The sequence below is a fragment of the Psychrobacter nivimaris genome (assembly GCF_043419765.1).
Lineage (GTDB): Bacteria > Pseudomonadota > Gammaproteobacteria > Pseudomonadales > Moraxellaceae > Psychrobacter.
The window spans coordinates 43,639-55,612 of sequence record NZ_JBHOFX010000004.1 but is presented as its reverse complement, the minus strand read 5'-3'; the positions used below and the strand labels follow the sequence as shown (position 1 = coordinate 55,612).

The following is an 11,974-nucleotide window of genomic DNA, read 5'->3' as shown; positions in this document are numbered from 1 at the left end:
TTAGCCTAGCATCTAGACATCAAATATCGCAAAAACGAGCCAAAAAACCAAACGTCAACGGTTGTCGCAAAGTCGCCTGTACCCTCTTCAGCTTTACTCAATAACCTCTCATAATAGTCTCATTGGAATTCACCTTATGAATAGCGAGATGAATGATGTTAGTGACTATATTTTCTTTTATCGGTGTAGAGGCATGGAGCGGCGCGGCATGGTTTGGTTATGGACTGCTAGCCAGTTTAGTAGTGGTGCTTGCCTTATCGTCGTATCGTTGGCTACTGCTATATCTGTTTGGCGGTATGGCCTACTGGTTCACCGTTGAGTTGATTCAAAATATATTAGCCGGTCGCCCTATGTTGATGGAGCTATCGTCATGGCATCGCTATATCATCGCTATGGGCATCAGTTGGTTACCGTTGGCAGCTTGGGTATTGTATCGGGCATTACGCTATGATGATGTGAGCCAAACAGTTAGTCAGCAACGTGAGCTAGAAGCCGCACGCTATATCGAACACACTCCTGTCTATGATGATAACTATCAGCCACGTTTCCGTTAAAACTGTCCTATTTATACCTCTGTTTGTCTATATCAATACCTTGCTTACGTCAGTGACATCGAATGTTACAAGATACTTAACGCTCTCTACTTAACTCCTAAAGAGTTGACACCCTGTGATAGTTTATAATCCAGTTATATATTTGTCATAAAAACTGGTATAAAGTACGCTTTATTGTTATGCCTCATTTCTTTAGGAGTTCTGCTATGTTTACTGTTCCTGTATTAGATATCAAATCTGATCCATTAGATGCTTTATTAGCTGTCGTTGGCTATCGTTTGTCTATGTTAGCTGATAGCGATAATGAAGACGTCAAAGCGTTATTCGCTGATCGTCAAGTTACGATTGAATTTGCTAGTACTGAGTCTAATATCGCCCGTTCTTTTAGTTTTGACAATGGACAGTTCAGTCAACAAAGCGGCCATGCAAAAGAAGCCGATTTGACCATCACTTTTAAAGATTCTATGACTGGCGTTAGACTGCTAACAAAAGGTAGCTTGCCTGCCTTTATGACTGCTGTACAAGAAGGCAACTTGAGCATTGAAGGCGACTATAGCCTAATGATGTGGTTCAACAAACTTGCTAAGCATATCGTTCCAGCTATTCCAGAAGAGTGCAAACCATATATCCAAAAAGCCAAACCTTACGCTTATAAAGCACAGAAATTTGCTGAGCATTGGGTTGGTATCGCCAAGCACAAACTTGGTAAATAAAAAGAATGGTGCACTGAGCGGTAGTCATTGGTAGAATGGATGATATAGAACTAAATAGCCAAACGTATAGTTACTATTTATATGCGCTACTGTGACAATTATACATACTGTCTAGCAGTGTTCTGGTTTTCTAAAAAGGTTGCGGTATACTATACGGCAACCTTTTTTGTTACCTTATAAATGACAATAGATAAAAACATTGGTTTTATTCAATACCCTCTCATTCTTATAAAAGGACTTACCTTATGGCAGGATTGCTTAGCATTTCCGAACCTGACGCCACCCAGCCAACTGATGTAGCCACTCAGCCAGATACGACCAACAGTGATTTTTTGGCCAATCTAGCCACAGACGCGACTCAAACCGATAGTAAAGTAGCTACGACATATAGCCGTGAAGAAATCGCGCAACTGTTTGACTTACCTCTAATGGACTTGCTATTACAAGCACAGACTATCCATAGAAAGCATTTCACTGCCAATGAAGTGCAAATCAGCACGCTACTCTCTATCAAAACGGGCAACTGCCCTGAAGATTGCGGCTACTGCTCACAGTCAGGTCACCATCGCGACACAACCAAACTACAAGCAGAAAAGCGCATAGAAGTTGATAAAGTCATCGCTGCGGCCAAGCGTGCCAAAAACAGTGGCTCATCGCGCTTCTGCATGGGTGCCGCGTGGAAACATCCAAGTGCCAAAGACATGCCTTATGTGGTTGAGCTGATCAAAGAAGTCAAAGCATTGGGACTTGAGACTTGCATGACACTGGGTATGCTCGATACCAATCAAGCAACACAGTTGGCCGATGCAGGGTTGGATTACTACAACCATAACCTAGATACTTCGCGTAGCTACTATGAGCAAGTCGTTAGCACGCGTAGCTATGATGAGCGTTTAGATACGATAGAAAACGTGCGTAACTCTGGCATTAATGTCTGTAGTGGTAATATCGTTGGTATGGGTGAAAGCCGTGATGATCGCATCGATTGGGTACTTGAGCTGCTAAAAATGCCTAAAGCGCCTGAATCAATTCCAGTCAACTTACTGGTGCCTATTGCAGGGACACCAATTGGTGACAAAGTATTAGCTGAAGGTCAGCTGTCTGTACTTGAATGGATTCGTACTATTGCGGTCGCCCGTATTTGCTGCCCGACTAGCTACGTGCGTCTATCTGCTGGCCGCGAAAGCCTGTCAGATTCTGAGCAGGCGTTGGCATTTATGGCAGGTGCTAACTCATTCTTTTATGGTGACAAACTTCTTACCACCGGTAACGCCAGCCAGTCAGGCGACGACAGACTCATGCGTGAGCTTGGCCTAACCAAACAGTTTGCCGCACCAAGAGCACCTAAAGTACTGCCTGTAATGGATGCGATGAATGGTCATCAAACACAAGTTGTATTGGCAGATTAAGCCGAAGCTAAAAAATACAAGTTAAGCAAGAGAAACTACAATGGCAGATTATTTTAACTGGATTAAAGCGGCACACATTATCTCGATGGTCTGCTGGTTTGCGGCGATATTTTATTTGCCGCGCCTGTTTGTCTATCATGCGATGAGTGACGATAGCATCAGCCATGAGCGCTTTGCCATTATGGAGCGCAAGCTGTATCGCGGCATCATGACCCCATCGATGATAGCGACATGGATCTTTGGTCTATGGATGTTAGGGTTGGGCTGGGATGTCTATAAAACCCAAGGCTGGCTACACGTCAAATTGCTATTAGTAGTGTTGCTGTCAGGCTATCATGGCGCTTGCGGCTTTTATCGTAAAAAGCTGATAGATAATCCACATTATAAAACGCATAAATTCTGGCGATGGTTTAATGAAGTGCCTGTCTTAGCCTTAGTGATTATCGTCATTCTCGTTGTGGTAAAACCGTTTTAGCATAAGAAAACCAATTAGACATGCAAAATAAAAGCGTCCGTAACTTCAATGAGTTACGGACGCTTTTTTATTCACTTATAGACCGTGTTATCAAACTGGAAATATCAGACACTAAACACTAGGGCGCATAATTTGATAAACATTGCTTAAGTCATAAACGCGATAACGAGCTGGTTCACGGCGATTTTCACCAGCATAGCTTAATATCAATGCTTGCTTGGCACGCTCATCGACCCAACCGACGAACAGTCCACTATGCTCAACGCCATTGTAGCCATGATTGATATAATAGAGCCAGTCGCCTGCTTCAATCTCGCTGCTACTAGCATAGGGCCCTTGCGCATAAGTGCCTTTATGTATGGTATTACGCGATACCCCTGCCCGATTGAATACAGCATTTAAATAGTCCCAGCAGCCACCTTGAATAATCGTGCGCTCGTTAAGTGCCATCTTGCGGGCAGTACTGACCACCTCGCGCGCTGCCATACTACTCTGCGTCTCTGCATTACTAAGCAGCGGGAGATACTCGCTATCGACATTGTCATAGTTGCCTGATAAAAACGCTGGTAAGACTGTAGGTGCTGAACGCTGTACCTCAGGATAACGATAGGATGTATTCGTCGTTGGTTGAATAGATTTTTGGGCGATAAGCATACTCATACTATCTGCATGGGCTTGCCCTACCATGCTGCAGGTAAATAGTAAAAAACCGCACGACGCGGCGACTGACGGTATAGACAAACGCGACATGACTAACTCCTTGTCAACTAAATCTCAATGACAGTATCAATAATAAGAAAGACAAATTTTATAATCCTACTTATAAACCATTTAGCCACAAATCTGCAAGCACTATTCGCCTGCGATAGGTGATAGACGGTATAAATATACTGATAGATGACAATATTGGAGAGGCACGTCGAGTGAAATTTAAAATGACACTTGAGTTAGGAGTTTAGATAATATGAAGACAATAGCTATGCTTTGGTAAAGTATGAAATTAAGAAAAGATATTAATTACTCTTCATTTTAATATTTACATGGCGTTTCGTTAGCGCTTGCCCTTCTAAGATAGCTTTAGCAGCTTTTGCTTCTTGAGCACTCTCGAAACCAGTAATACGATATTTGCGAACGTCACTGCTATCGACAATCTGTAATTGCTCGCCAATCAGCGTTATCTTATCGCCATCCGTTAAATGAATATGTTCACGCTTACCTAGATTGTCATGTACCAGCTCGCCAGCCCTTACCCACAATGTGCCACTGCTAATCATACCGCTCATGGCTTTTTTATGCTGTTGGCGCTTTTTATTAAAAATAAAGCTACCAATGATAAGCAGTGCAAGTGCACCGATGGCTAAACGCTCAGGCAACAAGCTCATCGCCATGGCGACTGCGACTGCCCCTATCAATAATGCAGAACCAAACCAAAACATGCCATTATCAGCAGCATTTGCTTGCCCTTGTAAGGTGATTTTGGCGCCATCATCAGTTAGCTTGAGCATGTGTTGTTACCTATTACGTAATGTACGAATATTTTCTATTAAAAAACTGCCTATTAGCAGCTAACAGGCAGTTATTGACACTAAAAACAAAGACAGTGTGTTGTATCTAAATGGTAGTCTACCAGCCAAGCGCCGTCTGTTGCATTTCAATCAATTCAGCGATGCCTTTTTCAGCTAATGACAGCATAGCATCTGCTTGAGCACGAGTGAACGGCTTTTCTTCAGCAGTACCCTGCAGCTCAATGTACTCACCTTTTTGGGTCATCACAACGTTCAAGTCGGTATCGCAGCTAGAGTCTTCTTCGTAGTTTAGGTCAAGATATGCTTCGCCATCTTTCATACCAACAGAAACCGCAGCAACCAATCCGATTAGTGGATCTGCTTTAAGTTTCTTGGCCTTTTGGATACTCTCTAGCGCATCGATAAGTGCAATTGCAGCACCAGTGATACTCGCCGTACGAGTACCACCATCCGCTTGCAACACATCGCAATCTAGATAGATAGTGTTTTCACCAAGCTTACTCAGATCAATCATGGCACGTAAGCTACGACCAATCAAACGCTGAATCTCTTGCGTACGACCTGACTGTTTGCCGCGAGCCGCTTCACGCTGATTGCGCGTGTTGGTCGCGCGTGGCAACATACCATACTCAGCTGTGATCCAACCTTTGCCTTTACCTTTGAGCCAGCGCGGCACACCAGATTCTACACTGGCAGTACATAGTACTTTGGTATCGCCAAAACTTACCAGTACTGACCCTTCAGCATGCTTCGTATAATGGCGCTCAAAGCTGATCGAGCGAAGTTGGTCAAGCTCACGATTGTCAATACGCATAAAAATTCCTAGTACAATGTTATAAAAGCAGTGTCATAAAAATACCTATCAGTCGTTAGTAAACACATTGATAGATATGTAGTCGACTAAAATCTTAAGATATCCTAACGTGACAACGGCGCAATAGCAAGATTCGCACCTGCCATTACGCCACCGTTATCAACAGAATGTCAGATATAAACTATTCTAACCCTTCCATCTTACGCAATTCCTTACGTAGGATTTTGCCAACGTTCGACTTTGGTAATTCGTCAACGAACTGTATATGACGTGGGCGCTTATAGCCAGTCAGTTGTTTTTTGCCATATTCTAGTAGCTCTTTTTCAGTCACGTCGCCTTTTTTGACCACAAACAGTTTTGGTTCTTCGCCGCGATCATCGTTCGGAACACCAATAGCACCGCATTCTACGACTGCTGGATGCTCACTCATCGCTTCTTCGATTTCGTTTGGATAGACGTTGAAACCAGATACCAAAATCATGTCTTTTTTGCGATCGACAATTTTGATAAAGCCTTTTTCGTCCATGATGCCGATATCGCCCGTTTTTAAGTAACCGCTAGCCGTAAAGGATTCAGCAGTTTCTTTCGGACGATTCTGATAACCAATCATAACCTGTGGACCTTTGACGCAGATTTCACCGCGATCGCCCATGGCTACTATATTTTCGTCATCATCAATGAGTACGATATCGGTACTAGGCGCAGGAATACCGATTTTTCCGGTAAACTCTGCAATAGTCATCGGATTAAATGCTACGACAGGTGAAGTCTCTGACAAGCCATAGCCTTCAACGATAGGCAGGCCAGTGATTTTGTGCCACTCTTTCGCTACGCTAGGCAATACTGACATACCGCCGCCGATAGACGCTTTTAGATTAGAAAAGTCCAAATCAGCAAAGTTATCTTTGTGTACTAAGCCGTTAAACAAAGTATTCACCGCAGGAATAAACGCTGGCTTGTACTTGGCCATCTCTTTGATAAGTCCATCAAGATCGCGCGGATTCGGAATGAGTAGCGAGGCATAACCTTGATACATACTACACATACCGCAGACCATAAATGAGAATACGTGATATAGCGGCAGTGCGGTCAAAATCACATCTCTACCATCTATATCATCATCAAATGCACTGTTCATCAGCGCGCTGACCTGTAACATGTTGGCGACTAAATTGCCGTGAGACAGCATCGCGCCTTTCGCTACTCCTGTCGTACCACCAGTATATTGCAGCAAGGCCACATCGCTTAAGTTTAACTCAGGGCGCTGGTACTTACTGGCTGACTCAGCATTCAGAGCATGCTTGAAGCTCACACTATTCGGTATGCTATAAGCAGGAATCATCTTTTTGACATGACGAGCCACGAGGTTGACCACGGCTCCTTTAATCGTACCTAGCATATCGCCAATGGTACACACGACTACATGCTCTACCTGACCTTTGTCTTCGGCCTCTTGATAGGTTTTGGCAAAGTTTTCTACGATAAATAGTGCTTTAGCACCACTGTCATGCAATTGATGTGACAGCTCACGACTGGTGTATAGAGGATTTACATTGACCAACACCATCCCTGCTCGAATGATACCCAAAGCGACCACTGGATACTGCAAGACGTTGGGCATCATTACCCCAACTTTATCGCCTGCGACCAGTCCTATTGACTGCAAATAGCTAGCAATCTGGCGACTATATAGATCTAATTGCTTAAAAGTAATCGATGAGCCCATGCAGATATAGGCAGGTTTTTGGCCATAACGGCTAAAATTGCGCTCGAACACATCAAGTAGAGAGGTATTGTCTTCTGGCATCTCGATAGTAGCATCGATGCTATAGCGCTCATAAGCGCTCAGCCACGGACTATCGCTGTCGATGGTCGGCATAGTAGGAAACGCATTGCTTTGATAAACGTCGTTAGTAGTATTGGCTTTATCGTCAGTTGCAGCGCTATTATCTGTCGTTTTTTTATTAATATTATCCGTCATAATTTTCCCTAAATGTTACTGTTAAAAACATTGAATATGCTAATGGAAACACCATTTTTTATGATTATTGCTGACAGCAGAAGCTTATGAATAAGAAATAGATAAGTATGATCGGGTTTGTCATTCATAAGCTTTGCAAATTAAAGTGTGTTACTGGGTCTATGATAAATAATACTACCACTCAGCACGACCAAGTCGAAAACGATATTTACTACCATGATTTCACTAGTTGTCTTAAGCAAAACCAGTACGATTTTTTGGACAAAAACAAAAATACGTCGATGGGCACTATAGCAGTTTTAATAGATATTCTCTATTAATAGTAGCTGTCATCCGCAAATGTCAAAAGCGATAAAGACAAAAAAATGATAAGACAGCATGGTTGCAGCCTTATCATTTTTGGTTACTACTTTAGTTACTACAGTATCTAATCGAGCGATACTTTCACAAGTATCTTTAGTTAATACACGCAGCTATCAAACAATTTTCTAGGTGCGTGTATCAGCAAATTAACCGTGGTTTTTTTCTTCAAGTACGCGTAAATCTTTGCGCAAAATCTTACCAACGTTCGATTTTGGTAGCTCGTCAATAAACTCAACACGACGAGGACGCTTATAACCTGTTAGGTTCTCTTTACCGTACTCAAGAACTTCTTCGGTAGTCAGACTTGGATCGTTACGGACAACATAGATCTTAGGAATCTCACCGCTTTTCTCGTCTTCGATACCGATGACGCCACATTCTAAAATCTTAGGATGGCCAGCCATGACTTCTTCGACTTCGTTCGGATAAACGTTAAAACCAGACACCAAAATCATATCTTTTTTGCGGTCAACGATGGTCACATATCCGTTGTCAGCCATGATACCGATATCACCAGTACGGAAGAATCCATCTGCTGTCATGACTTCGGCAGTAGCATCTTCACGGTTCCAGTAACCTTTCATGACCTGTGGACCACGAACACTAATCTCACCGCGCTCACCAAGTGCTACTTCATTACCTGCATCATCCAAAATTGCCACATCTGTTGCTGGCATCGGTACACCAATGGTACCTGTGAATGTTTTGCTGTTACTAGGGTTAGAAGTCGCTACTGGTGCTGTTTCAGACAGGCCGTAACCTTGAATGATAATATTACCAGTTACTTGACGCCATTTTTCTGCTGTTGGGCTCAGTACTGCCATGCCGCCGCCCATCGATTGACGCAGCTTGCTATGATCCATCGCGATAAATTCTTCGTTATTGGCAAGTGCGTTGAATAACGTGTTGACCGCTGGGAAGAACGCTGGTGGATTGGCTTTATATGCTTTTAACAAGCTATCAAGATCGCGTGGATTTGGTACTAATAATACAACACAACCGCGATACAGACCGAACATACCACATACGGTGAATGAGAAAATATGATACATCGGCAATGCCGTCATAATTACAGGTTGCTCACCTCTTTGATCGAAATCATCAAAAGCGGTGCCCAAAAAGGTATTAGACTGAATTAAGTTTGCCACCAAGTTTTTGTGCGTTAGCATCGCACCTTTCGCCACACCTGTCGTACCACCGGTATACTGTAAGACAGCGATATCATCAAGCGTGATATTGGTTGGGCGCTTATATTTACTAGCCGTGACTTGCTTTAATGCACTTTTAAAACTAACGCTATTAGAAATACTGTAGTCTGGTACCATTTTCTTGACATGGCGGACGACCGTATTAACCATAAAGCCTTTGAGCGTACCCATTAAATCGCCCATACCCGTAATCACGACTTTATCGACCACATTGCGACCGATGTCTTGATAGGTTTTGGCAAAGTTTTCGACCATGATCAGTACTTTGGCTTCTGAATCGGTCAATTGATGCTCAAGCTCTCTGGTAGTGTACAGAGGGTTGACGTTAACTAAGGTAAAGCCTGCACGTAGTACAGCGATGACAGAGATTGGTAACTGCAAAATGTTGGGCATCATGACCGCAACTTTATCGCCTTTGACCAATCCTAATGACTGTAGATAAGCGGCCATTTGACGGCTGTATAAATCTACTTCTTGGAAGCTTAACGATGAACCCATGCAGATATAGGCAGTTTTATCAGCATTTTCAGCGAAGCTTTTTTCGAAAATATCGATAAGTGACGTATTGTCGGCTGGCAACTCAATGTCATACTCCAGACCAAGTTCTTCATACGTTTTTAGCCAAACTTTATCGTCACGACGGGTTAAGTTTCCTTGATTTTCCATAATCTTTTCTCTCCTAGTAATAATACATTACCGTCAACCCACGCCAATCACAGTGTGATAAATATACAAAACGTCAGAGTCTTGCCTATCGTTATGATAAAAAGCAAGGCTGCGACATATTTGTATAGTGCTGAGCGAACAATATAGCGGTAAATAGCCCTTTGTTCATTAACATACACACTTTATACATAGTACTCAATACAAAAGATTGCTATACCAGTTCTCAAATAGGCTTGACGCTCAATATATCTATAAATATCAATATATTAGATATAAAATATCAGTCAAGCTATTAGAAAATATGACCCTTGACTTCTGCTCCCTAATGACCATCCCGACACGATAACTGTTCACTATCGGCTATTTTTTAGCGCACTCGCCAGCTCAGTCAACGTCACAAAGTTGCGACGAGTACCATCAGTATCGCTACTTGGACTATCTGCGATACTACTTTTGGCAAGCTTAGTGCTATCACTGTATTGCCAGTCATTAACATAATCGCTTTGAGTCAAGCGTTGGCCGAATCCTGCTACTGCCATCGCAAACTGAGTATCGATACTGGCTTTATTTAAAGCGCGGCTAACTTTATTAATCGGTTGGCTAATCAGTTTGGAGCTATCACCTGTCGGTGCTTTATAACGAATTTTTAGATAGCCAAGCTCATTAGAGTTCTGTTTATTATTCGAACTAGTACTAGCATTGCTAGCAGCATAACGGCGATCGCTATATAACCCTTTTTGACCTTTTGGTGTCACTTCAAACAAAGCGATAACTGCTTTACCTGCCCCAAGCTCACCTGCATCAATTTTGTCATTATTGAAGTCTTCTTCAGCCAGTACGCGATTTTCATAACCAATCAAGCGCCACTCACTCACCACATCAGGATTAAATTCAACTTGGACTTTTACGTCTTTAGCGACGGTGTTAAATGTCGCGGCTAATTCATCCCCAAAGACTTTTTTTGCTTCAGTTAAGCTGTCAATATAGCTGTAATTACCATTGCCGTTGTCCGCCATCTGTTCCATCATGTGATCATTCAGATTACCACGACCGAAGCCAACGGTAGACAAAGAGATACCGCGATCGCGATTGGCTTTGACCAAATCCATCATATCATCGACATCACTAATACCAACGTTAAAATCGCCATCCGTTAACATCATGATTCGATTGATACCGTTCTTTTTTAGTCCTTGTTCAGCTTGCCTGTAGGCCAATTTCAGAGCGTCTTCCCCATTGGTTGAGCCTGAGGCATTCAACTCCTCGATAGCAGCCAATATTTTTGCTTTTTGGTCACCATTGGTCCCAGGCAACGCCACACTAGTACGACCTGAATAGGTCACGATACTGATGCTGTCTTGGGCGCGCATCTGCTCTGTCAACAGCTTAAGCGAAGACTGTGCCAGTGGCAGCTTATCGCGCGACGACATAGAGCCTGAGACATCTACTAAAAATACGAGATTGGCAGGTGGCATAGATTGCTTGTCTGTTTTTTGCGACCAGCTACCATCAACGGCTTTGATACCGACTTTGACGATTTTATTATCCTGATCTGCTCTATCCCAAGGTGAGTCTACTACCTCAGTTGACACAATAAACGGGGCACTACCTAAGCGTTTGCCATCATCAAATTGATAGTTAAAATAATTAATCAATTCCTCTACCCGTACGGCATTAACAGGTGGTAGTTGACCCTCGTTTAGGTAGCGGCGCACATTGGCGTAGCTGCCCGTATCGGTATCGATAGACAAAGTGGATACCGCCATATCCGTAGTTCGACGTACAGGATTGGCTGCGTTTTTTTGATAGTTGTCTTTTGCTTTTGGCGTGACTATGATGCTCGGTAATGGGCGTACGATACCTGTCTGCGCCGCAGAACGTATCATCATTTGTTGGCTGATGACTGAGGGCTTAACACTGGGTGACGCCATGATAGACTCTGACACCACTGCTGCATCTTGATTGACTGTGCTGCTTGTCTCGGCTGGTAGCGTTTTGCTCATTTGTGAGGGGCTACAGGCTGTCAATCCTAGACTGGCTATAGCAGTAATCAACAGCACATTTCTAGTAGCGTTTTTCCCTAGGTGCTTATTTTCATTTCTTAGTATGGTAGAGGCTGAAGTTTTAGATAAAGAGTCAAATGACATAACAGAAATTCCTTATTGTAAGATAATTCAGTAGCGACTTGTCCGTGTCAATATATGGTTAACGCTATTTAAATAGGCAAATCAGTCGCCTTATTTAGTCTATTAGCTGTCATACTTT

10 protein-coding genes are annotated in these 11,974 nt (G+C 43.0%); 4 read left to right on the top strand and 6 right to left on the bottom strand.

Translation table 11 applies throughout. From position 1 onward, the window contains the following. The first annotated feature begins 152 nt into the window (after nucleotides 1–152). From aciT to hemJ, 4 genes are all read left to right on the top strand, one after another. Nucleotides 153–554: an AciT family ciprofloxacin tolerance protein gene (gene aciT / locus ACHEVO_RS09675; RefSeq protein WP_394124770.1), complete on the top strand. Its 402-nt coding sequence runs from the start codon at nucleotides 153–155 to the stop codon at nucleotides 552–554. A 206-nt stretch (nucleotides 555–760) separates the two neighbouring features. Beyond that, complete coding sequence (locus ACHEVO_RS09670; protein ID WP_394124769.1) at nucleotides 761–1,267, top strand: SCP2 sterol-binding domain-containing protein; 507 nt, start codon at nucleotides 761–763, stop codon at nucleotides 1,265–1,267. Nucleotides 1,268–1,512: 245 nt separating this feature from the next. Beyond that, nucleotides 1,513–2,676 (top strand): biotin synthase BioB, encoded by a 1,164-nt coding sequence (bioB, locus tag ACHEVO_RS09665; protein WP_102090479.1) that lies wholly within the window; start codon nucleotides 1,513–1,515, stop codon nucleotides 2,674–2,676. A 40-nt stretch (nucleotides 2,677–2,716) separates the two neighbouring features. Beyond that, nucleotides 2,717–3,151 carry a protoporphyrinogen oxidase HemJ gene (gene hemJ, locus ACHEVO_RS09660; RefSeq protein WP_394124768.1) on the top strand — a complete coding sequence of 145 codons (435 nt, stop codon included), beginning with the start codon at nucleotides 2,717–2,719 and terminating at the stop codon, nucleotides 3,149–3,151. Nucleotides 3,152–3,262: 111 nt separating this feature from the next. On the opposite strand, the gene ACHEVO_RS09655 is transcribed toward hemJ, so the two are convergent. The 6 genes from ACHEVO_RS09655 to ACHEVO_RS09630 all read right to left on the bottom strand — a co-directional run bounded on the left by ACHEVO_RS09655 (nucleotide 3,263) and on the right by ACHEVO_RS09630 (nucleotide 11,856). Continuing rightward, nucleotides 3,263–3,901, bottom strand: a complete 639-nt coding sequence (locus ACHEVO_RS09655) for a hypothetical protein (RefSeq protein ID WP_394124767.1) — start codon at nucleotides 3,899–3,901, stop codon at nucleotides 3,263–3,265. A 263-nt stretch (nucleotides 3,902–4,164) separates the two neighbouring features. Then, entirely contained in the window at nucleotides 4,165–4,656 is a 492-nt protein-coding gene (locus ACHEVO_RS09650) for a hypothetical protein (protein WP_394124766.1), read from the bottom strand. A 118-nt stretch (nucleotides 4,657–4,774) separates the two neighbouring features. After that, on the bottom strand, nucleotides 4,775–5,491 hold the full coding sequence (gene rph / locus ACHEVO_RS09645; RefSeq protein WP_394124765.1) for a ribonuclease PH: 717 nt from the start codon (nucleotides 5,489–5,491) through the stop codon (nucleotides 4,775–4,777). A gap of 181 nt (nucleotides 5,492–5,672) precedes the next feature. Next, the gene (locus tag ACHEVO_RS09640) at nucleotides 5,673–7,472 is read right to left on the bottom strand and encodes an AMP-binding protein (protein WP_290178603.1); all 1,800 of its coding nucleotides are present in this window, start codon (nucleotides 7,470–7,472) and stop codon (nucleotides 5,673–5,675) included. A gap of 509 nt (nucleotides 7,473–7,981) precedes the next feature. Beyond that, nucleotides 7,982–9,709: an AMP-binding protein gene (locus tag ACHEVO_RS09635; RefSeq protein WP_394124764.1), complete on the bottom strand. Its 1,728-nt coding sequence runs from the start codon at nucleotides 9,707–9,709 to the stop codon at nucleotides 7,982–7,984. 353 nt (nucleotides 9,710–10,062) lie between these two features. Beyond that, nucleotides 10,063–11,856, bottom strand: a complete 1,794-nt coding sequence (locus ACHEVO_RS09630) for a vWA domain-containing protein (RefSeq protein WP_394124763.1) — start codon at nucleotides 11,854–11,856, stop codon at nucleotides 10,063–10,065. Nucleotides 11,857–11,974 lie beyond the last annotated feature (118 nt).